The sequence below is a fragment of the Synechococcus sp. MIT S9504 genome, assembly GCF_047497135.1.
Classification (GTDB): Bacteria; Cyanobacteriota; Cyanobacteriia; order PCC-6307; family Cyanobiaceae; genus Synechococcus_C.
The window spans coordinates 3,117,406-3,137,804 of the sequence record NZ_CP138942.1 but is presented as its reverse complement, the minus strand read 5'-3'; the positions used below and the strand labels follow the sequence as shown (position 1 = coordinate 3,137,804).

22 protein-coding genes are annotated in these 20,399 nt (G+C 57.9%); 9 read left to right on the top strand and 13 right to left on the bottom strand.

Annotated elements, in window-relative coordinates; translation table 11 throughout:
• Nucleotides 1–7 precede the first annotated feature (7 nt).
• The 4 genes from SIB58_RS16710 to SIB58_RS16695 all read right to left on the bottom strand — a co-directional run bounded on the left by SIB58_RS16710 (nt 8) and on the right by SIB58_RS16695 (nt 4,824).
• The gene (locus tag SIB58_RS16710) at nt 8–811 is read right to left on the bottom strand and encodes an inositol monophosphatase family protein (RefSeq protein WP_066911833.1); all 804 of its coding nucleotides are present in this window, start codon (nt 809–811) and stop codon (nt 8–10) included.
• 13 nt (nt 812–824) lie between these two features.
• Complete coding sequence (locus SIB58_RS16705; RefSeq protein ID WP_369818672.1) at nt 825–2,492, bottom strand: TolC family protein; 1,668 nt, start codon at nt 2,490–2,492, stop codon at nt 825–827.
• 66 nt (nt 2,493–2,558) lie between these two features.
• Nucleotides 2,559–3,956, bottom strand: coding sequence for a TIGR03279 family radical SAM protein (locus SIB58_RS16700; RefSeq protein WP_066911827.1), 1,398 nt, complete (start codon nt 3,954–3,956; stop codon nt 2,559–2,561).
• 19 nt (nt 3,957–3,975) lie between these two features.
• Entirely contained in the window at nt 3,976–4,824 is an 849-nt protein-coding gene (locus SIB58_RS16695; RefSeq protein ID WP_066911824.1) for an undecaprenyl-diphosphate phosphatase, read from the bottom strand.
• A 142-nt stretch (nt 4,825–4,966) separates the two neighbouring features.
• Between SIB58_RS16695 and SIB58_RS16690 the strand changes: the two genes are divergently transcribed.
• The 3 genes from SIB58_RS16690 (at nt 4,967) to nadB (ending at nt 7,970) form a co-directional block, all read left to right on the top strand.
• Nucleotides 4,967–5,698, top strand: coding sequence for a DUF3120 domain-containing protein (locus tag SIB58_RS16690; protein WP_231857194.1), 732 nt, complete (start codon nt 4,967–4,969; stop codon nt 5,696–5,698).
• A 117-nt stretch (nt 5,699–5,815) separates the two neighbouring features.
• Nucleotides 5,816–6,193 carry a photosystem II complex extrinsic protein PsbU gene (gene psbU / locus SIB58_RS16685; RefSeq protein ID WP_066911821.1) on the top strand — a complete coding sequence of 126 codons (378 nt, stop codon included), beginning with the start codon at nt 5,816–5,818 and terminating at the stop codon, nt 6,191–6,193.
• Between the two features lie 91 nt (nt 6,194–6,284).
• Nucleotides 6,285–7,970 carry an L-aspartate oxidase gene (nadB, locus tag SIB58_RS16680; protein WP_067327422.1) on the top strand — a complete coding sequence of 562 codons (1,686 nt, stop codon included), beginning with the start codon at nt 6,285–6,287 and terminating at the stop codon, nt 7,968–7,970.
• A gap of 33 nt (nt 7,971–8,003) precedes the next feature.
• Here nadB and SIB58_RS16675 read toward each other — a convergent pair whose 3' ends face one another.
• Complete coding sequence (locus SIB58_RS16675; protein WP_066911814.1) at nt 8,004–8,945, bottom strand: vitamin K epoxide reductase family protein; 942 nt, start codon at nt 8,943–8,945, stop codon at nt 8,004–8,006.
• Nucleotides 8,946–9,020: 75 nt separating this feature from the next.
• Between SIB58_RS16675 and rimO the strand changes: the two genes are divergently transcribed.
• Both rimO and SIB58_RS16665 read left to right on the top strand, forming a co-directional pair.
• Nucleotides 9,021–10,421 carry a 30S ribosomal protein S12 methylthiotransferase RimO gene (rimO, locus tag SIB58_RS16670; RefSeq protein ID WP_231857193.1) on the top strand — a complete coding sequence of 467 codons (1,401 nt, stop codon included), beginning with the start codon at nt 9,021–9,023 and terminating at the stop codon, nt 10,419–10,421.
• Nucleotides 10,418–11,644, top strand: a complete 1,227-nt coding sequence (locus tag SIB58_RS16665) for an MFS transporter (protein ID WP_066911811.1) — start codon at nt 10,418–10,420, stop codon at nt 11,642–11,644. The genes rimO and SIB58_RS16665 overlap by 4 nt, the downstream gene beginning before the upstream one ends.
• Here the strand turns inward: SIB58_RS16665 and SIB58_RS16660 are convergent.
• Complete coding sequence (locus SIB58_RS16660) at nt 11,631–11,723, bottom strand: cytochrome B6 (protein WP_156486801.1); 93 nt, start codon at nt 11,721–11,723, stop codon at nt 11,631–11,633. The two genes, SIB58_RS16665 and SIB58_RS16660, sit on opposite strands and share 14 nt — an antisense overlap.
• Nucleotides 11,724–11,879: 156 nt before the next feature.
• Between SIB58_RS16660 and SIB58_RS16655 the strand changes: the two genes are divergently transcribed.
• Nucleotides 11,880–13,454 (top strand): B12-binding domain-containing radical SAM protein, encoded by a 1,575-nt coding sequence (locus SIB58_RS16655; protein WP_066911804.1) that lies wholly within the window; start codon nt 11,880–11,882, stop codon nt 13,452–13,454.
• A 6-nt stretch (nt 13,455–13,460) separates the two neighbouring features.
• On the opposite strand, the gene SIB58_RS16650 is transcribed toward SIB58_RS16655, so the two are convergent.
• Entirely contained in the window at nt 13,461–13,835 is a 375-nt protein-coding gene (locus SIB58_RS16650) for a DUF4346 domain-containing protein (RefSeq protein ID WP_066911802.1), read from the bottom strand.
• Between the two features lie 24 nt (nt 13,836–13,859).
• Nucleotides 13,860–15,041, bottom strand: coding sequence for a GNAT family N-acetyltransferase (locus SIB58_RS16645; protein ID WP_066911799.1), 1,182 nt, complete (start codon nt 15,039–15,041; stop codon nt 13,860–13,862).
• 85 nt (nt 15,042–15,126) lie between these two features.
• Here SIB58_RS16645 and SIB58_RS16640 point away from each other — a divergent pair, with 85 nt between their 5' ends.
• Complete coding sequence (locus tag SIB58_RS16640) at nt 15,127–15,591, top strand: hypothetical protein (protein ID WP_066911796.1); 465 nt, start codon at nt 15,127–15,129, stop codon at nt 15,589–15,591.
• On the opposite strand, the gene SIB58_RS16635 is transcribed toward SIB58_RS16640, so the two are convergent.
• Nucleotides 15,561–16,232: a RibD family protein gene (locus tag SIB58_RS16635; protein WP_066911793.1), complete on the bottom strand. Its 672-nt coding sequence runs from the start codon at nt 16,230–16,232 to the stop codon at nt 15,561–15,563. The two genes, SIB58_RS16640 and SIB58_RS16635, sit on opposite strands and share 31 nt — an antisense overlap.
• Before the next feature lie 10 nt (nt 16,233–16,242).
• Complete coding sequence (locus tag SIB58_RS16630) at nt 16,243–17,160, bottom strand: 6-pyruvoyl trahydropterin synthase family protein (RefSeq protein WP_066911790.1); 918 nt, start codon at nt 17,158–17,160, stop codon at nt 16,243–16,245.
• A 27-nt stretch (nt 17,161–17,187) separates the two neighbouring features.
• Between SIB58_RS16630 and SIB58_RS16625 the strand changes: the two genes are divergently transcribed.
• Complete coding sequence (locus SIB58_RS16625) at nt 17,188–17,787, top strand: shikimate kinase (protein ID WP_369818670.1); 600 nt, start codon at nt 17,188–17,190, stop codon at nt 17,785–17,787.
• Nucleotides 17,788–17,790: 3 nt separating this feature from the next.
• Here the strand turns inward: SIB58_RS16625 and SIB58_RS16620 are convergent, their stop codons facing one another.
• Nucleotides 17,791–18,054 (bottom strand): chlororespiratory reduction protein 7, encoded by a 264-nt coding sequence (locus SIB58_RS16620; protein WP_066911847.1) that lies wholly within the window; start codon nt 18,052–18,054, stop codon nt 17,791–17,793.
• A gap of 31 nt (nt 18,055–18,085) precedes the next feature.
• On the opposite strand from SIB58_RS16620, the gene SIB58_RS16615 reads away from it, so the two are divergent.
• Nucleotides 18,086–18,763, top strand: a complete 678-nt coding sequence (locus SIB58_RS16615; protein WP_066911785.1) for a DUF6816 family protein — start codon at nt 18,086–18,088, stop codon at nt 18,761–18,763.
• Here the strand turns inward: SIB58_RS16615 and SIB58_RS16610 are convergent.
• Both SIB58_RS16610 and SIB58_RS16605 read right to left on the bottom strand, forming a co-directional pair.
• Entirely contained in the window at nt 18,735–19,463 is a 729-nt protein-coding gene (locus SIB58_RS16610) for a glutathione S-transferase family protein (RefSeq protein ID WP_066911781.1), read from the bottom strand. The genes SIB58_RS16615 and SIB58_RS16610 overlap by 29 nt on opposite strands.
• Before the next feature lie 94 nt (nt 19,464–19,557).
• The gene (locus tag SIB58_RS16605) at nt 19,558–20,310 is read right to left on the bottom strand and encodes a putative 2OG-Fe(II) oxygenase (RefSeq protein ID WP_067327428.1); all 753 of its coding nucleotides are present in this window, start codon (nt 20,308–20,310) and stop codon (nt 19,558–19,560) included.
• Nucleotides 20,311–20,399: the final 89 nt, after the last annotated feature.

Here is a 20,399-nt window from a genome sequence, read left to right as displayed (position 1 = left end):
TGACCAGTCAGGAAAGCAGCAGCGACTCTCCCCAGGGCCTGAGCCGCTCAAGCTCAGCCTGCGAACTCGCTGCGAGCACGGGAAAACTGACGTCGGAGAGATCTTGTCCAGGCGTCAGCGCGGCAGGATCTTGATCAAGCCATTGCAGAGGACAGTCCAATTCGCTCAGAACCAGCCAGGCTGCTGCAAGGTCCCAGATCTTGGGTGTGGCCTCCAGGGCTGCGACTGTCTGTCCCATCGCCACGCTGACCAGGTTGAGGCTGGCAACACCCAGCAAGCGGATTTTTCCTGGAAAAGGGTCCTCATGACGGCGCTGCAGCACCCGGATCGCACGACTGCAAAGCGACACGCAGGCACTGCCAGCCTGCAGACGGGTCTCGGGCGTGAGAAGTTTGCCGTTGCGCCAAGCACCTCGACCTCGGATCGCCACGATGCGCTGACGCAGAGATGGAATCTCCAGGAAAGCCTCGCTAGGACGACCGTCCACAAAACGAGCCACAGAAATAGCCCAGTAAGGAATTCCAGCTGCGTAATTGGTGGTGCCGTCGAGTGGATCGACAACCCAGAAGGCTGAAGAAGACGGACAAACCTTTTCTCCCTCCTCGCTGAGGGTGAATTCACCGGGGGCCAGCTGAGACAGTCCATCTACCAGCGCCTCATCGCTCCAGCGATCACAGGCTGTGATCAGAGATCCATCAGCCTTGAGATCCGAAACGATGTGTCCAAAATCCTGTCTCTGCCGATCTGCGACCCTGTTGAGCAGCTGATGAACTGCAAGTAACTGCTGAGAGTTAAGGAATCTTGAAGTCAACGTCGCATCATCATCAAGAACCCAAGAGGGAAGCTTGACAGGCTGGGATTTCTGGTGTGGGCTTGATCTGAATCTGTTCAGCCTCAGGAATTTCTGCCTTATCAGCAGGTAAGTCCAGAGGTGGACAAGCGACGACCTGGTCCAGTCCCGTATATCGCCTTAACTCGGCAATGGTGATGTTGTAGTTAGACAAAGCATCGACATGGCGAGTCTGTGCTCTTGTGAGGTCTCTTTGGTTATCAACCACTTCACGCTGGGTGGTCACACCCGCAGCGAAGCGAAGGCGTGCAAGGCGTAAGGCTTCTCGTTGAGACAGAACCTCGCGCGCGGTTGTCTGAATGGTCTGCTGATTCGCCCTTAAGTCATAAAAGCTCTGTTCCACTTGTAAGCGAATCAAACCGCGTTGATTCGCGAATTCATAAGCGCTAGCTTCAGCAGCCTGCTTTTGGCGACGGTAATCAGCTCGGGCTTTGCCACCATCAAAAATATTCCAGGTTGCTTGAAGGCCAACCGCATTGTCCATTTCCCATCCTTCAAGTTCGGTAGAGAAAGATTGTTGGGTTTGCTGGATCTCGGATCTTTGTGTCGAGAAATCGTTAAAGATGGTTAAAATCGGCTGCACAGCTGCCAAAGAAGCATTGGCATTACTGTTTTTAATCGAAATATCCAGAATGAACTGATCGAGCTCTTCGCGGAAGGCATAAGCCGCAATGATGCTCTCTTGCAAAGACGGCTGCCAAGCGCCCACAACTTTTGCTGGGGATGCGGCCGTTGCAGTGATGTCCTGAGGCAGATCGATGATTCTGGCCAAATCTCGACGCGCTCGAACCTGTGAATTGAGAGATTGGATTAAGCCATCTCGATCTCGGGCAAGTTGCGTTTCCGCTTCAAGCACTTCCAGCTTGGTTGCCACACCTGCCTGAAAACGTGATCTTGCATAACGCAAGCTCAACAGGGAAGCAGCCACAGCCTGCTTCCCGACATCAACTTGTGAGTCATATCGCTGAAGGTTGTAGTAGGCGGTAGCCGCAGTTAATCGCAGATCTCTCAAAGCAATCAAATAGGCATCACGTGCTCTTTCAAAGCTGTCTCGCGCAGCAGAAATCTGGGGAACTCGTGCCGGATCAATCAAATTCCAGTTCAGCGATGCTCGGAAACTGGCAGAGGTCTGTTCTGTATAGGTGAGAACACCTGATCTCTGCCGTAGACCAGTCGTAACGCTCTCAGTATCCGCTTCGTTATTGTCAGTGAATCGCTCCTGACCAGAAAGATACTGCGGCAGACCATTGGCGGTGAGGTTGAGCGTTGGGTACCAGCTGGAGATCGCCGCTCTCAAGGTCGACTTGGCTTGCTGCACCTCGAGTGCCGCCGCCTTGAGACTTGGACTGTTGACTTCTGCCAGCTGTTCAACTTCAGCGAGAGTGAGCGGTCTGAGCTCTCGAATCCGAACCTGACCAGGTTGATCCGGAAGCGCGAGAGTAGGCGGCGAATACAACGAATCGAGCGTCTCGGGCAGTGTTGTGGCTGCCGGAGGAAGCACCGAAGGGTCCGCCTGGGGCCGGGCACCTTTCTGTTCAATGGCTGTCGGCAGGGAATTCTGATCAATCAACGCAGCGCCGTTGTCTGACGTGACTCCAGAAGACTCTTGAGCGGCGACAACCCCTGCGATGTGAGAGGGCACGATGCCTGCAATCAGAAAAAGGCTTGCAGCTGTCCGACGCACTTCAAATCCTGAGCTTGGCGGAGCTTAGGTGGTTTTCTCTGGATCTCCGAGCACTGCGGCCACGATGTCAGCTGCTCCATGCACGATCCGAATCGGGACAGGAAGTTGCGCCTGAACCTGATCCAGAGTCATGTCATCAAGAAAAACAGGCTGCCCCTGCCGCAACATCACCGACGGCAGCAGCAATTGATCCCCCAGGTCCTGATCCTTGAGGCCATCCAGCAGATCCTGACCAGTCAGCAGACCGGTGACCACCTGGTCCTGTCCCCAGTAGGGACTGGGAAGACCGTGCATCCGCAGGCTGACGCCATCAATCCTGTTGAGACGTTCGGTGACCGTCTCCAGAGCTTTGTCGACGAGACGACCCACCACCCAACTGCTGCGCCGTGGCTCGGCGACACGCTCTGGCAGTGATTCCGTGGCCTCATCCAGGGACTCGAGAAACGCCCGGATCGTTCCCACGCCGTTTTCCTGCTGAGGGAGATCCTCATAGCTGAGGCGTGGAGGAAGTGGACGACCCGCTATCAAGTACCACTCATCCGACAACCAAACAAATCGACTGCCGAAGCGCCCTTGGAACTCAGACTGGAGCGGTTCCACTGTGTCAATCACCCGCCTGGCATCTTCAGGGGTGACAGCCCGTAACCCATCACCAGGTGGGCGGAAACGAGTCAGCCCCACCGGTACCACCGCGGCCGAAAGCACTGCAGGCCACTCAACACCTGTAAAACAGGCGAGATCGCGAAGAGTCCTTAGAAGTGCATCACCGTCATTGAGACCGGGGCACACCACAACCTGCGCGTGAATCTGCAACTTGCGCTGCGCAAACCACTCCAGCTGCTTCAGCAGCTTTCCTGCTCTTGGATTCTCCAGAAGTGCGGACCGCAGATCGGGGTCTGTTGCATGCACAGACACGAAAAGCGGTGTCAGCCGCTGCTGCTCAATCCGCTCCCAATCGGCATCACTCAGGTTGGTGAGAGTGAGATAGGAGCCGTAAAGGAAGCTGAGTCGATAATCGTCATCCTTGAGATAAAGGCTGTCTCGATGGCCCGGCGGCTGCTGATCGATGAAGCAGAAGGGGCAACGATTGGTGCATTGACGAAGGCCGTCAAAGAGAGCTTCGGTGAAAGCCAGCCCCAAGCCATCGTCCGCATCCTTCTCCAGCTCGACGCAATGCAGCGCACCGGCGCTGTCACGAACCTCGAGCGTCAGCTCCTCCTCAACAATCAGATAGCGGTAATCAATGAGATCGCGGGGGCGCACACCATTGATGCTGAGCAGCTGATCCCCTGGCTCGAACCCCAGTTCCTCTCCAATGGAGCCTGACTCGACTGAAGCCACCACTGCAGGCTCAGGCTGTCGTGAGGAGCTTGCGGGGTCCAGAGCCGCGACAGCAACCCCTGCGGAAGGCTCATTCCACACATCAAGCAGGCAAGTGTTATCAGTTTGGGCCGGCGGCGGTCCACCACACCAGCAGCAACACTCCGAAGAGCAACCTGTAGATCACGAAAATCCAGGTGCTGTGACGTTGCAGGTACTTCAAAAGCCAGTCGATGGCGAGCCAGGAGACCACTGCTGCAGAAAAAATTCCGATCAACAGGGGCAGCGCGCCACCAGCGCTGGGATCACTAAAAGCATCTTTTAACTGAATCAAACCCGCCAGAGTGATGGCTGGAATGCCCAACAAAAAAGAAAATCGGGCCGCATCCGGACGCTTCCAGCTGTCAAAGAGCGAGGCGGTGAGCGTGCTCCCCGATCGGGAAACCCCAGGAATCAGAGCGAGCACCTGGGCGAGACCCACCACCAGGCCATCACGCCCTTGCACCTGGTCGAGTCGCTTGAGGCGGGGGCCAAGCTTCTCCGCCAGAGCCAGCAACAACGCCATCACAATCGACACAACGGCGATCACCGGTTCGCTGCGCAGCAGAGACGTCTCATAGCCGGGCCAGAACACTTTGATGCCAAGCCCCACCACCAGGATCGGCACAGTGCCAATGGCCATTGCAATCCCCAGGCGGGCTTCGGGCTCCCGCCACTGCCCTTTCCGCAAGGCAGCACTGATTCCCTTCCAAACCCCAGCAAGGTCGTCGCGGAAATAGCCGATAACCGCGACGATGCTGCCCAGCTGGATGACAGCCGTGGCCGACACACCGGGATCCTGCCAGCCGGCCAAGGCGGGCACCACCTTCAGGTGGGCCGTGCTGCTGATCGGCAAAAACTCAGTCAGGCCCTGAACGACACCCAGAACAACATTTCTCCAGATGGCCTCAAGTAGTCCGGGTTCTGACACCTATGACGTCCTGAACACAAGTGTGAGGACGCTATCGCCAGACCCAACACTCGATGACATCAGACAGCTCACAAAAACGCTCAATCAGGCGCAAATCTTCTAAGGTCACAGTCCTTTCTTCACATACGGCGGGGGTGGATCGTTGTTCAGTGGGCTGATACGCAACCAAGCCCTGACTGAGCCGGTCCAGCCGATCGCTCTGGGAATGGCAGGTTTGCCCTTCTGGGCATCCATGCTGGTAGTGCTGCCTGTGTTTGTTCAGGCTCCATGGGTGCGCCAACAGCCCTTCACCTCCTGCCTGTTCGGCCTGGTCCTGCTTTCAGTGGGCGTGATCACCAATTCGATTGCACCTAATAAATGGAAAGAGCTGGGGGCACTTCTGGTTGGCTTCAGTGGCAGCTGGCTGGCTGGCAGCCTGTTCTGGGGGTGGCTTGCGAGTCATCCATTGCTGCATCTTCCTGTTGAAGCCTTTGCCTTGCCTCTGGCGATCACAGGCCTGCAAACGCGATGGCGTCTTGGCTGCGCCTTTTATCTAGCGTCGCTGCTGGGCACAGCTTTCACCGATCTGGCCATGGCTCTCACAGGCGTCATATCCCTTTGGCCTGCTGTGATTGGAGCGTCCACGGCAGAAGCGACTTTGCTGCTCCAGGACGCTGCTGCATTCGTGCTCAGGCCAAGTTCTCTGCTGACGGTGATCACGGCAGGAACAGTCATCCTCAAGCTCGTCCAGCACTGCAGACATCGCAGCAACCTGTCAGCAGCGACGGACAAGTCCTGGTCTGTGGCGGCTGCAGTGCTGTTCACAACCCTTCTAATTGACGGATTATTTCTGTCGCTGTCACTGCTTGCACCAGAACTCAGCGGCCTGGTCTGAAACGAACTGCAAAAAACTGCGACCCTTAGCAACGGATCACGGCGATGGCACTTGTATGGTTTGCATGCCGGCAATGCCGGTAATCATCCCGTTCCGATCTTCTAGACGGAGAGTTCCATGAAGCGTCTGCTGTCCTGGCTGACAGGCATTCTTGTGATGGCAGGCCTGCTGATGGGCCTGCTCCTACCCGCGAGCGTTCAGGCTGCTGATATCCGCAACGTGGCTGACGACAAGATCGCAGAGCGTGGCGAAAAGGTGGATCTGAACAATTCCTCCGTGCGTCGTTTCCAGCAGTTCCCTGGCATGTATCCCACCCTTGCCGGCAAGATCGTTTTGGGTGGGCCCTACGAGAGCGTTAACGATGTTCTTTCCCTCGATCTCACAGATCGGCAGAAAGAGCTGTTCGAGAAGTACCGCGACAATTTCACCGTCACAGAACCATCAATTGCTCTCAATGAGGGTTTCGATCGGATCAATGATGGCCAGTACCGCTGAGGCAGCTCACTGAAAACGCCGATCGCCATTGATTGGATTGCTTTGATTGCGGTAAAACCGCCGGACAATCCGGCGGTTTTTTGGTTCTGACATGAAACCCTCCAGCCCTGGCAGCGAACCCATCCCTTCGGGTCCCTGGGATGTGGTGGTGGTTGGTGCCGGAGCCGCAGGCCTGATGACCTGTCTTGAACTGCCGGACGGGCTGCGAGTGCTGCTTGTCAATCGCAACACCAGCCGGCGCTCATCGAGCCGATGGGCCCAGGGCGGGATTGCGTCCGTCACCCGTCGCGATGACAACAGCGACAGCCACGCAACAGACACCATTGATGCGGGTGCTGGTCTTTGCGACGGTGATTCGGTCCGTCTTCTCGTTGAACAGGCACCGCAGTGTGTCGACAGGCTGCTCGAACTGGGGATGGATTTTGATAGGAATAGCGACGGGAGTCTGGCCACCACCCTCGAAGCTGCGCACAGTCATCATCGAGTGCTGCACGTTCAGGACCGAACCGGCCATGCTCTGGTGGATGTGCTTCGGCAACATGCCGAGCAGAGGCCTGGATTGCTGCATCGCAGGGGTGTTCGCGTCAGCCAACTCTGGGTTGAGAACGGGCGGTGCTGCGGCGTCCAGGTTCTGGACGGGTTCAGGCTGCAATGGATCCGATCCAGAGCAGTGATCCTGGCCACTGGAGGCGGAGGTCACCTTTACACCAACACCACCAATCCAGCTCAAGCCGCAGGGGAGGGAATTGCCCTGGCCTGGGCTGCTGGGGCTGCAGTTGAAGATCTCGAGTTCGTCCAGTTTCATCCGACTGCGCTGAAGCTTCCTGGAGCTCCCTGCTTTCTGATCTCTGAGGCAGTGCGTGGAGAAGGAGGACGACTCGTGGACGCAGCGGGAAACAGTCCGGTCACTGACCTGCCAGGGGCTGATCTCGCTCCCAGAGACCAGGTCAGCCGCGCACTGTTGAAAAGCATGCGCAACCAGGACACCGACCACGTAGGCCTGGATCTTTCAGGGATCCCCCGCGACCAGGCTGAACGCCGCTTCCCCACAATTCTTGAGCGGTGCCGCAACCACAACCTCAATCCTCTTGAGCAACCAATCCCCGTCGCACCTGCAGCCCATTACTGGATGGGAGGCGTCGCAACGGATCTGAACGCCGCCACATCGCTGCCAGGCCTCTACGCAGTGGGTGAGGTGGCCTGCACCGGGCTGCACGGTGCCAATCGTCTGGCCAGCAATTCACTGATGGAATGTCTGGTCTTCGCACGCCAACTGGGAACGATCGACCTGCCGGCTGTTTCAAAGCACGACAAAGAGCAATGGAGCCTTCAGAGGGACACAACCAGCACCAGCCAGACCAATGCCCGCAGCACGATCAGCATCGGCGAACTCACGCGCAGCATCGATCAGCTGAGTGAACACTGCTGGGATGTGGCCGGCGTCAATCGCTCCAGAGCAGGGATGCAGACCCTGCTGAAGTTGACCAGGAGGGCCATGAGCCCCCTGGAACAGGAAGTGCTGCTGTGTATGGTCAACCGCCAATCCCATCAGCAACTGCTGGAGCTGGAGGAACCCAGTCGCCAGGAACTGAATCTGCTGCTTGATCTCATCCATCGGCAGCGCACCACTGCGTTGCTCCTGGAAGCCTGTCTGTTCAGAACCGAAAGTCGCGGAGGACATTTCCGCAGCGATGCACCCTGTCCCCTTCCCCAGTGGCGCCGGCACAGTCGGCAGCTCAGAGGGGAAGAAATCAAAACCCGCAGCGTCATTGATTAACCGACGCGCTGACCAAACAGTGGGGCCGGCAACTCAGAAGTTGGTGTCTCCCTTGAAGCCGGAGAGGTCTGCCAGGGTTTTCAGATTTTTGACACCTGAATCGAGTTTGCCGTTGATCTCCCAGGTGGGGAAACCTTCGATCTTCTTGCTCTGGCAGAGGGCGCGTTGACTGTTCTGACCATCCTGGGCACATTCAACGATGGTGAGCTTATTGGCAGCTTCCAGACCAAAGTCCTCCTTCTGCTCATGGCAGTGAGGACACCAGTAAGCGCTGTACATAACTGCTCCGGTGGCGGTGAGATGTTCAGCCAGAGCCACCTTGGCAGGAGTGCTTTCGGTGGTGACAAGAGGAGGTGCACCAGGGCCGGTCACAGCAGCCTCCGGCCGGTCAGGGTCCAGAACCGAGGCCCAGATCAAACTGCCGAGCAAGACGGCCAGAGCCAGGAGAATGCCGCGGAAGAACAGCTGAGAGGGGTCGTCCCATCCACCGCCGATCACGCAAAGGATCAGCAGCAGAATCGACAAGGTCGCTGAGAGGACACAGAAAAAACAGAAGGCCTGAATCTTGAAGACCATCAAGCCCAGCAGCACCAAGCTGAAGACCGCCATCCCAAGAGACACAGTGAACAGTCCCCACCAGGTGCGCCTGGAGAGATCGCTGCGGTTCTCCATCAATCCCGGCAAAAGAGGCACAAGGGCCATCACCAGAACAGCGAGGTAAGCCAGCAGTCCGGCAAAGGACAACGGGATGCTGACGGCATCCGTCTGAGCAAGGGTTCCCCAGGGACTGTTCAGGACCTTGTCGCACCCATCTCCGCCCATCGGGCAAATGAGCTCACCGAGCATCCCCCAACGCTTCAGCGTGATCGAACCGGTATCGATCACCCCGACGGTTGCCAGCACCGCCATGCTGATGCGCGCCCATTTGAAGCCCTGGTCCTGACGACGTCGGCTGGTGAGTCGGGTGGTGCCCATGCGCACTGAACTGAGTTTTTGAATTTTGGCAGGAATCAGCGCGAGATTTATGGTGAAAGTTGCTGCGCAGTTCCCATGTCACCGGACCAAGCTCCCGGCCGCGACATGGTCAGCACACGACCAACGGTGGCTTTCGCCCATCTGGGATGCGAAAAGAACCGGGTCGACACCGAACACATGCTCGGCCTGCTGACACGAGCAGGCTATGGGGTCAGCAGTGACGAAAGTGATGCCAACGTTGTGGTGGTCAATACCTGCAGCTTCATCCAGGAAGCCCGGGAGGAATCGGTCCGCACGCTGGTCGGACTCGCTGAGCAAGGCAAGGAACTGATCATCGCCGGCTGCCTGGCACAGCATTTTCAGGAAGAGCTGCTCGACTCTTTACCGGAAGCCAAAGCCATCGTCGGCACTGGCGATTACCAGCACATTGTGGAGGTGCTGGAGCGAGTCGAGGCGGGGGAACGCGTCAACCGGGTCAGCAAGAACCCGACGTTCGTCGGCGATGAAACCCTTCCCAGGTATCGCACCACCGGAGAAGCGGTTGCGTATCTCAAAGTGGCCGAAGGTTGCGACTATCGCTGCGCGTTTTGCATCATTCCGCATCTGCGTGGCAATCAACGTTCAAGAACGATCGAATCGATCGTTTCTGAAGCCCATCAACTGGCGGAACAGGGCGTTCAGGAACTGATTCTGATCAGCCAGATCACCACCAATTACGGGCAGGACATCTACGGACGGCCTCGCCTTGCGGACCTTCTCAGGGCCCTCGGTGACGTTGAGATTCCCTGGATTCGGGTTCATTACGCCTACCCCACAGGCCTGACCCCTGAAGTGATCGCCGCATACAAGGATGTCCCCAATGTTCTCCCCTATCTCGACCTGCCTCTCCAGCACAGCCACCCCAAGGTACTGAGAGCCATGAACCGTCCCTGGCAGGCGGATGTCAACGACCGTTTGATGAACCAGCTGCGGGAACAGCTGCCGGATGCCGTGATGCGCACCACGCTGATCGTGGGCTTTCCCGGTGAAACGGAGGAGCAATTCGAACACCTGGCTGGGTTCCTTGAAAGCCAGCGATTCGATCACGTTGGAGTGTTCACCTTCTCCGCGGAGGAAGGAACGGCCGCAGCAAAGCTCCCCAATCCAGTGCCAGCCGAGATTGCCACTGCCAGGAAAGATCGGCTGATGACCCTGCAACAACCGATCTCGGCCGAGGCCAACACCCGCTGGGTGGGGCGCACCGTGGATGTGCTGATCGAGCAGCACAATCCGATCACAGGAGACATGATTGGCCGCTGTGCCCGCTTTGCACCTGAAGTGGATGGCGAAGTGCAGGTGCAGCCACGCGCGGACGGCATGCAAGCAGGACCGGGAACCATGGTTCCGGTGCGAATCAACAGTGCCGACATTTACGACCTGAGCGGAGAGATCGTGGGAGCAAGCGAAATGGTGGCCTCTGCTCGCAGCAGCACTTGAGCCATCCTTCACCGCATGCACGCCAACGCGTCATCTTCCTGATCGCATCCGGCTTGAGCACTGCCGGTTCTTTCGCAGGGCTCACCGCCAAGGGCTGGATCCTGATGGATGAAACCAAGGCACCCATGGTGCTGGCACTGAATTTCGCCGCACTCTCCCTGCCCACGATGCTGGTGAGCGGCCCCGCCGGCGTGCGCACCGATCGGGTTGGCTGTGAGCGGGTGTTGATCCAGGCACAGTGGGCACTGCTCGGCGCAGGCCTGCTGGGAGCCCTTTCCATCCCAGTGTTCGATGGGCAAGCACAGGTCTTGATGTTGCTGGCCAGCACCTTGCTGGTGGGCATTGCCGGTGCCTATGAACTCACGGCTCGCAATAAATACTGCGCGCTGCTGTTGGACGACAACTCCGAGCTGGCACCCTTCCTGACGAGCTTCTCAGTGGTCTTCAACGTCGGGAAGCTGGTAGGCCCCCTCCTGGGGGGAGTGCTCATCACTCTGGCGGGTCCGGCCACAGCCCTCACTCTTGATGCCGCCACCTACCTGATACCGATCGCCAGTGTGATCTGGCTGCTGCATCCGAGAACGGAACTGGAGGAGCGCAGTGCGCCGGGAGATAAGGCGTCACTGCGCGTGGCCTGGAGGGAATGCGGCAGCACGCTGAGGCACGTGCTGATGTTCACCGGATTAATGTGCGTGGTGGGCTTCTTCCACCCTGGACTTGGGCCCTTGATCGCCGCTAGCGAGCTGGGCAATACCCCGATGGATCTTGCTGTTTTCACCAGCGTTCTGGCCCTGGGAAGCATTGCTGGTGGACTGCTGCTGCAACGCAACAGTCACCGTTTCTGCCGAAGACCCTCTCGGACTCTGGCCGGTTTTGCACTGATCACCGCCGTGGCTCAACTGGGCATGGCCCATGGGGGTGACGTGCCCTTCTTGCTCGCAATGACGCTGATGATCGGAGCAGGCACTGCGGGGCTGCTGAGCAGCAGCAACCTGATTACCCAGGTGGGTTCAACACAGATCCTGCGCGGCCGTATGGCTGGCCTTGGACAGATTGCCTTTCTGGGAGGCGGTGGACTCAGTGGGCTGATTGCCGCACAACTCACCGTCATGATGGGACTTCAGGCGACCTTCGCCATCAGCGGCACTCTCGGAGTCTTTTTTGCAGTGCTTGAGATCTGGCGCCGCGGCGACTCTGTGCTGACCGAAGTCAGATCAGTTTGATCCGACGCAGAACGAAACTGATGGTCACAGCGGTGGTGAGTCCGGCCCCGACTAGACCCACATAAATGAGGACGCCCATGCCTGTCACAGATTGCAGCACCTATTAGATCAGAAATCGGGTCTCGATTCAGCAGATCCCCCTTAAGATCCTGCACAACGAAATCAAATGGAAACGGAAGGTTCTGTCCGCAGGGTCGACCGCAAGTAACAGACAGACCACCTTCACGCCCGGATCATGCGCACCTTATTCATTTATCCCCTCTTCCCAAAGACGTTCTGGAGTTACGAGAAGATTCTGGAGCTGGTGAATCGCAAGGTGCTGCTCCCTCCCCTGGGATTGGTCACCGTGGCGGCATTACTGCCCCAGGAATGGGAGATGAAGCTCGTCGATCGCAACGTGCGAGAGATCACCGAAGAGGAATGGAACTGGGCCGAGCTTGTGGTGATCTCGGGAATGATCGTCCAGAAAGACGATATGCAGATCCAGATCGCCGAAGCCAAGCGTCGCGGATTGCCAGTCGCCGTGGGAGGCCCCTATGCGAGTTCCACTCCTGATGCCCCTGAGATCGCAGAGGCAGACTTCAAGGTGCTCGATGAAGGTGAAATCACACTGCCCATGTTCATCGAAGCGATCCAGCGAGGTGACAGTGGCGGGCGTTTCAGCGCTGAGGGTGACAAACCCGATGTCACAGCCACACCGATTCCCCGCTTCGACCTGCTGCAGCTCGATGCCTACGACTCGATGAGCGTGCAGTTTTCAAGGGGCTGTCCCTTCAACTGCGAGTTCTGCGACATCATCGTTCTCTACGGACGCAAGCCACGCACGAAAAAACCGGAACAGCTGATCGCAGAGCTTCAGTATCTCCACGACCTCGGCTGGAGGCGATCCATCTTCCTTGTGGATGACAACTTCATCGGCAACAAGCGCAACGCCAAGCAGCTCCTCCCCCAGATCAGAGAGTTTCAGGAAGAGCGTGGCTATCCCTTCAGCTTCGCAACCGAAGCCTCAGTGGACCTTGCCGATGATGAAGAGATGATGCGCATGATGCACGAAGCGCGCTTTGAGAGTGTGTTTCTCGGCATCGAAACTCCGGATGAGGCGAGTCTGGAAACCTCCCGAAAACTTCAGAACACACGCAATCCTCTGGATGCTGCCGTTGACAGGATCACCGCGAACGGCATCCGCGTGATGGCAGGATTCATCATTGGTTTCGACGGTGAAAAAGACGGCGCCGGCGGACGCATTGTTGATTTCGTGACCAGAACCGGAATTCCGGCAGCCATGATGGGCATGTTGCAGGCGCTTCCAAACACAGCCCTCTGGCATCGCCTTGAGAAAGAGGGGCGTCTGATTCAGGACGAGTCCGCCGCCAAGGGCGTGAACCAAACCAACCTGCTCAATTTCAAACCCACGCGTCCGATCCGGGACATCGCCAACGAATACGTCGATGCCTTCTGTGCGCTCTATGAACCAAACGCATACATGGATCGCGTTTACTCCTACTACCTGAAAATGGGAGCGCCACGCTGGAAGGGCACATCAAAACTGCCAACCTGGACTGATATCAGGGCTTTGTCCATCGTGGTCTGGAGGCAGGGCATCAAACGCGATACCCGCAGTCGTTTCTGGCGGTACATGTTCAGCATGGCTCGACGCAACCCAGCCATGCTGGAGCAGTTCCTGGTGGTGCTGGCCCACAACGAACACTTCCTGGAATATCGCGCGATCGTTCAACGCGAAATCCGCGAACAGCTGGAATCGCTTCCTCCCGAAGAACCCAGCACTTCCTGCGAGTTGCTGACGGCCTGACCTGACTCAATCCTGCCTGTAGGGCAGTCCAGCTTTCAGGCAGGCTTCGGCTTTTTGCAATTCCCTGCCTAAGTACAGAGCATGGTCAAGACGGCTGACGGGAAGTGGGGTATCCGCTTCGGTCAGAGCAATGCCAAGTTCCTTGGCCGTTCTGCCGCGAAAGCTTGTGCTCGGCTGACGCGGGCCACCACCACGACAGGCCAGAACTTCACCAGTTTCCGGATCAGTGGCTCGGCCCCTTTCATCCACATCATTGCTGTAGTGCTCCGCAACGAGTTCACCGACATCAGTGTCCAGCTTGATCAGGAAGTAACCAGACGGGTCAAGCTCGATGAATCGCTGTGAAAGCTGGTCATCAATCGAGGAAGTGCCTTCTGCCATCGTCACACCTTACAAATGATCGCCTCAGGCCATCAATTCAGGCGGCTTGGTGCGAAAGGGAAGCTCGGCGTTAATGGCCTCGATCTCCTCCTCCATCAGTCCATTCGCTCTTGGAAGCCAGGAGCGGATGAGGCCATCCATGCGCGGGTCGTACCAGCGATGCAGGCTGGTACGAGCTTGAGCCACAAAGCCACGTCGGCGCTTGTGACTGCCACCCGCTCCTGGATCAAAGCTGCGAAGGCCCTGATGCAGGGCCCACTCGATCGGCGCGTAGTAACAGACCTCAAAGTGAAGGCAGTCGATATCTTCTTCACTACCCCAGTAGCGCCCCCAGAGATGGGACTCGTCCTGGATGCAAAGGGACATCGCCACCGGTTCAAAGGGATCTCCTCGATGGGCACTAAACAGCACCACATGCTGTGCGAGTTCAGGTTCAGCCAGTCGATCAAAGAATGAGCCCTGAAGATATTTGCTTCCCCAGGGACCCCAGCGGGCGCAGTGCTGCGCATAGAAGCAATGCATCCGCGCCAGCAGCTCCGGGGTGAGCTCTGAGCCGGTCAGTGGTGTCACGGCCAGTCCTGCCTGGCTGACCGCTTTGCGTTCCCGCTTGATATTGCGCCTCTGATTGGCATTGAAGCCAGCGAGATAGTCGGAGAAATCTTTTTGGTCTTCTGCAGACCACAGGCTCTGATGATTCACCCAGCCCGCACAGCCCGCAGCCTCCGCCAAGGGCTGCCATACAGGATCCACGTAGAGAAAGTTGCAGCTGAGAATGCTGTTGCGAGCGGCAAACTCATCGATCAGTTGAAGCAACATGACCGTGATGCCCTGAGCATCTTCATCCGGGTGGATATGGAAGCGATAGCCCTGAACAGGGCTGACGGGACTCATCCCGATCAGTTTGGGGTAGTAGCGCAGTCCAAGATCACCGGCCAGGCGTGCAAAAGATTGATCAAAGATGAATTCTCCGTAGCTGTGCCCCTTGAGATAAAGAGGTGCAATGGCAATCAGACTCTCGTCGCCCCTCCAAAGCGACAGGTGCAGTGGCTGCCAACCCTGATCGGGAGCCACACTGCCTGAGTTTTCCAAAGCCTCCAGCCAAGACCAGCGATAGAAGGGGCTAGCGCGCTCCGCGAGCAACTCCTCCCATTGGGGTTGAGGGATCTCATGAATGCTGCGGTGCCAACGAGCCGTGAGCGATGCCATCCAGGGCCAATTGAAACGACTCGACAACGACACTAACCAGCGAAACCAGAAGGGGAGACAATGAAGACACCTTTGGGCCAGGGTCATGCCCAGATCATCTCGGCACAGCCTGAGATGGATCACACCTCTGTTGATCTCACCTCTTTGTCTGGAGGTGAGCTCCGTGCATCAAACTGCCCATGCGGGGCTGTTCCAACCATTGATTCAGCTGTTGCAACCACGAATCGAACGCAAGCTTGTGAGCGAATGCCGTCAGCTGGCTGAACAGGCTCTGGATGGCGTTGCAGACGAGATCGCTCCAAAAAGCTGGCTGAACTCGGCTGTTGAGCAGCCTTGCCGAAGGCTTGCCCGCCCTGTGAGTGAGTGTCTGATCAGAGAAACCAGCCGCAGTGGCAGAGAGCTGGGGGTGCTGACGGAACTGCTGAGAGGCAAGGTCGGCGACGACGCGCAAGTGGTGATTCGTCGTTGCCTGGCATCCCTGACTGGCCTGTCCCAATCCAGCCTGAAGCAGATTCCCGTTCAGGAACTGCTGGAGCGATTACGGCAGTAATGCACCAGCAGTTCGTTGTCTCCGAGCGAACGGGCATCCACCAGACTCCAAGCCTGCGAAGACGTGAGCGACGCTGGCAGCGCTGTCTCCGTCTGCAGCAACCAGGTGAAGGATCCGCCCAGGAGCCTGGGACTGAGCGTCAGCTGCAGCTCATCGACCGCATCCTGGACCAGCAACGAATGAGTCAGGACAGCACCACCAAGCAGGACCAGCCTGAACCAGCCCTTGGCGCGCAGATTCTGCAGCGTTTGGCTCCAGCGGGACGAAAGCCGACAACATGACTGGAAGCCAGGGGCAGACCCATCGCTTACAGACAGCAGATGACGTTCAAACGGTTGCTGAAAAAAGGGCCACTCAAGAGGAAATCCAGCCTGCCGACTGACGACCAGCGCTGCCGGCTGAGGCGAGCGCCCCTGAAATCGACGTTCGTTCAACAGATCCTGATCCCGGATCAGACAGCTGGATTGATGAGCCCTGAGTGTGCCTGCTCCGATCAGCACCGCATCACTCCAGGCGAGCGCCTCCTCAAGAACACGACGATCACCTGATCCACCCAACTGAGCTGCTCCTCCTCTCGGTGGAGCAAGACGACCATCGAGACTCACTGCAAGCACAAGACGAAGCGTGGGTTGCTCAGCCAAGGCGATGGATTCAGACAGGAACCGCCGCCTCAAGCATTGAAGGAGTCATCTCCAACTGAGGAACTTCGGCGTAGACCTCAGCCGCGTTGTTGGGGCTTTCCTGCAGGCGCACTTTGTGGAGATGGGCACCGATCGCCTTGATCGGAGACGACAGGCGGTCAGCAATGTGCAGCGCGATGTTCTCTGCGGTGGGAACACATTCGGCGAAGAAGGGCACGTCCTTGTTGAGGAATGTGTGATCAAACGGCTCAACCACAAGGTCGTCGACGAGGCGTTGCAGCGCGGACAGGTCGCAGACCATGCCTGAGCGGGCATCAATGGGGCCTCGCACCGTGACATCCACCAGGTAGTTGTGGCCATGACCATGGGGACGTGCGCACTTGCCGTAGATACGTTCGTTCTCCTCCTGGCTGAGCTCAGGTCTTGCCAGACGATGGGCAGCAGCGAAATGGGTGCGAATCGTGAGGAAGGCGTCCATGGGATGTCCGAGATAGTCGGCCCAGAGGCCTGGTTGTTCGTAGAGGCGTAATGCCGTGATGGGGAGATGAGGACTCAGACGAGCCCAGATCTGCCGGACGATGGCCTCAGTGGTGGGAAGGCAACCCTCCGGCTTCGACACATCGAATTCGGGCCAGGCGTCGTTGAGAAAGCGAAAGTCGAGCTGGCCAGTCACCTCGCTGCGGATGGCGTGCTTCACCTCGGAGAGGTTGAGCACCATTCCATGAGCATCGAGGCCACCGGCCATCGAAACGATCAACTCATAGTTGTGACCATGACCAGGAGCCAGCGCACAGGGCCCGAAGCGCGCGGCATTGTCATCAGCGGACAATTCAGGCAACCAGTAGCGGTGGCTTGCACTGAAGCAGGCGCGTCGGGTGATGACGCAGCCACGTCCGCGACCGTGAGCAATTGACTTCATTTCAGTCATGTGACGGTCCGGCCAGGAGGCATCCTAATGAGCTACGGGCAATTCCGAGTCATGGTGGAGACCAGTCCAACTCTGCGGCAGCGTCTGGGAGGGCGCAGTCTTTACCTGGTGGGCATGATGGGCAGCGGCAAAACCAGCACCGGCAGGCCTCTGGCGGAAAGGCTGGGGTATGGATTCGTGGACGCGGATGCAGTGATCGAGCAGGTAGCCGGCTGCACCATCTCAGAAATCTTTGAACGTGACGGTGAAGAGGACTTCCGCAGCCTTGAAACGCAGGTGCTGAGGTCCATCAGTGAACGTCATTCACTTGTCGTGGCCACCGGGGGCGGCGTTGTCACGCGTTCCGAAAACTGGGGAATGATGCACCAGGGCATTGTGATCTGGCTCGATGTCGAACGCCGTCAGCTACTGCAACGCTTGCAGGCCGACTCCACTCAGCGACCGCTACTGATGACGGAAGATCCTGCCGAAACACTTGACGCGATCCTCAAGCAGCGACGCCCCCTGTACGACGAGGCGGATCTCACAGTGGTGATCGAATCAGAAACACCAGACGTCGTTGCCAACGGGATCATTCAGCTGCTGCCGGAATTGATCAAGGATCCACCCAAAGAACGACCGGAATGAGGTTCAGGAGCCAGGTGGATCGAGACGCACCGCGTACCACTGCAGAGCGATCCCAGGCGAAATCTCCAGTTCACAGGCTGTATCCATCAAGCGAAGTGCCGCCTGCTGCGGGCTCTCGCAACTGCTGAGATCCGAGGGCCAGGGGTCAAGATCCTGCAGCCGACCGGCCAGCCATGTCATCGTGTCGGCCGCTGTGAGCAGCTGTTCAGGTTCGCCTGGCACCAGCACCACATAGTGATCAAGGGATCGAATCAGAGGGTCGGACATGGCAAAACCGCTGTTGACACTGCTGATCACCATGCTGCTGCAGCTTGTGTCAGTCCAGTCCGCCGCTGCGGCTAGTGATCGCGGGATTGACTTTCTTGAGCAGCGTTTCGAAAGCTGGCCGCAATGGTCGCTGCCGGCACCTCTGCCCCGTCCGCGCGCCAAACAGGACCTGATTTATCCCGACTGGTTTTCAGGGACATGGCAAGTGACCAGTGAGGCACTGGATGATTCAGGCCAAGCCATTCCCGACGATCGCCCCCTTGTGCACAAGGTCCGTTTCCTGCGAAACCGTCGCAACGAACTCATCGGTGACCGCCCCTACAACGCGACTTCCGTCGGGAAAGCTCTGCTTGGGGAGCAATTGCTTTCGGTCGAACAGGATCCCAACAAGGTGAATCGTCAGCTGGCGAGATTTCGAGACGATGTGCTGCTCGAAACCACAGTGATCGGGCGTCGAGAAACGAGTCCAAAGGCGGCCTCTGATTTCTTCAGCGATGAACTGGTTCTGCAAATCCTGCACGGACCGGGCGCTCCACGATTGAGCAGAATTGAGACCCTCACGCACTATGAGCGCTGTGGACCGGACATCTGCGCCGACCAGCGTCAGGTGAGTCATGCAGGACCTGGCCTGAAGACTGATCAGACACTGGAGGGGCGCAGCAGCCGTTTCAGGCTGACGCTTAAACCGCTGAGGCTGGATGAAGGTTGATCAGTCGCGTCTCCAGTTGATCTCGCCAGCGAAACAGATCCTGGAGATGGGGATGATCGCTGAGCCCTGGAACCCCTCGCCCGGCAAGTAAATCTCCTGCAGAAGCAGGGAAACGCAGCAGCGACAACTGGGCAGCAACAGCAAGGTCCGCAAGGCTGATGGCATCTCCAACCAAAAAGCCGTTGAGATCCAGGCCATCGGCAACGGCGCACAAACTGCTGAGCATCGACGCTCTCTGTTCCTGGCCAAGCAATTCACCAAGACTGCTGAGCCAACCACCCGGAAGACCAGACATCACCTGGCGCACCGGGGAGGGGACATCATCAGGAAGCAGGACATCCCGAAGCTGAGTGTCATCCGCAGCCGCCTGAACAAGCGCGGCCCTGACCGCAGCGGCAAGGGTGGTGTCGGCCCAGTCTTCGATCAACTGCATCTGAGCACGCTGGCGGGGATCAGCAGGAATCAAGGCCGGCTCATGCCTGAGTTCCTCCAGATATCGGCAGATGGCACTGGAGTCAGAGACCACCTCATCACCATCCACAAGAACGGGGACCTGCCGCTGACCGGAAAGCCGAAACAGGGCAATCTGGCCGATACCAGGGGTGACCTCAACCTCGCGAAAACTGAGTCCCTTGGCCTGCAAAGCCATCCGCACCTTGAGACAGAAAGCTGAGTGACGAAACTGATGAAGCTCCAGCATGTCCAAGCCGGGTCAGGCGCTGGAACGGTAGCCATCCAGATCTTCACCTCGCCATCAGCACCGGAGCAGCCTTCACGACTGACCCAGACCTTGTTCAGAATCCCCTAGGCATTGTTCGACCACTTGAAAGCGAGACATTTCTAGGCTTCGACTCAGACCTGCGAGGCGATCCTGTCCCGATGCGATGCGTGGTGGAGACTCCAGCGGAATGAGCCGACGGGGAAGATTGAAGAGGAAGAGCGAGCACATTGAAGGCAATCGACCAACGGTCTCCGTCTCCCCGAAAGGGAGCAACGGAGTGTGGTTGCCAGGCGGGGAAAACGTAGAACTCCCCTGGCACGGGCAGCACATAGTGAGCCATGCCCGTACGAAACGACTGCAGATGCCAATCCTCAGGGCCATGGAAGCAGAGCTGACCGTCAAAGCATTGGCCATTGATCTGTGGTGGAACTTTCAGAAAGATCACCCCTGAAAAACTGCCCCCATGGGTATGAGTGGGGTTGTAGTCGCCAGCCCGCTGACAGTTGAGCCACAGATCAACCATCTGCAGCTGATAGCGACCAGGCACCCAAGGCCCCCGCCCCTGTGGAGGCTGACGCCCCATCACATGATTGATCCAGCGGTCACAGGCTGGAAGCACATGCGTTGAACACAACTGCTGAATCGCAGGATGCCCACTACTGAGCTCTCTTTGCTGGCTGAGCTGACCAGCAAGCTTGGCTGAAGCATCAAGACTGGCGCCAGGATGAGCCAGCACATCGGCGCTGATGCTGAGCAGCTGATTCAACAGCGACTCAGGCAGGTGGCCCTTGAAAATGGATCTTGGGAAAAGATCGAGGATCTCCAAGATTCGAGCAAAAACTGCACCGCATGGTGCCAGCGACAACTTGAGCTGACTGTCCACAGCGATGAAAACTGCCCGATTGCTGATTCAGC

Excerpts from the sequence above, each read along its gene's own strand:
- SIB58_RS16615 (WP_066911785.1), top strand. The coding sequence starts at position 18,086 with ATGCTGCTGCAGCTTGTGTCAGTCCAGTCCGCCGCTGCGGCTAGTGAT.
- SIB58_RS16655 (WP_066911804.1), top strand. The coding sequence starts at position 11,880 with ATGCGCACCTTATTCATTTATCCCCTCTTCCCAAAGACGTTCTGGAGT.
- SIB58_RS16650 (WP_066911802.1), bottom strand. The coding sequence starts at position 13,835 with ATGGCAGAAGGCACTTCCTCGATTGATGACCAGCTTTCACAGCGATTC.
- rimO (WP_231857193.1), top strand. The coding sequence starts at position 9,021 with ATGTCACCGGACCAAGCTCCCGGCCGCGACATGGTCAGCACACGACCA.
- SIB58_RS16620 (WP_066911847.1), bottom strand. The coding sequence starts at position 18,054 with ATGTCCGACCCTCTGATTCGATCCCTTGATCACTATGTGGTGCTGGTG.
- SIB58_RS16610 (WP_066911781.1), bottom strand. The coding sequence starts at position 19,463 with ATGCTGGAGCTTCATCAGTTTCGTCACTCAGCTTTCTGTCTCAAGGTG.
- SIB58_RS16660 (WP_156486801.1), bottom strand. The coding sequence starts at position 11,723 with ATGGGCGTCCTCATTTATGTGGGTCTAGTCGGGGCCGGACTCACCACC.
- SIB58_RS16640 (WP_066911796.1), top strand. The coding sequence starts at position 15,127 with ATGCCCAGATCATCTCGGCACAGCCTGAGATGGATCACACCTCTGTTG.
- SIB58_RS16630 (WP_066911790.1), bottom strand. The coding sequence starts at position 17,160 with ATGACTGAAATGAAGTCAATTGCTCACGGTCGCGGACGTGGCTGCGTC.
- SIB58_RS16645 (WP_066911799.1), bottom strand. The coding sequence starts at position 15,041 with ATGGCATCGCTCACGGCTCGTTGGCACCGCAGCATTCATGAGATCCCT.
- nadB (WP_067327422.1), top strand. The coding sequence starts at position 6,285 with ATGAAACCCTCCAGCCCTGGCAGCGAACCCATCCCTTCGGGTCCCTGG.
- SIB58_RS16675 (WP_066911814.1), bottom strand. The coding sequence starts at position 8,945 with ATGGGCACCACCCGACTCACCAGCCGACGTCGTCAGGACCAGGGCTTC.
- psbU (WP_066911821.1), top strand. The coding sequence starts at position 5,816 with ATGAAGCGTCTGCTGTCCTGGCTGACAGGCATTCTTGTGATGGCAGGC.
- SIB58_RS16625 (WP_369818670.1), top strand. The coding sequence starts at position 17,188 with ATGAGCTACGGGCAATTCCGAGTCATGGTGGAGACCAGTCCAACTCTG.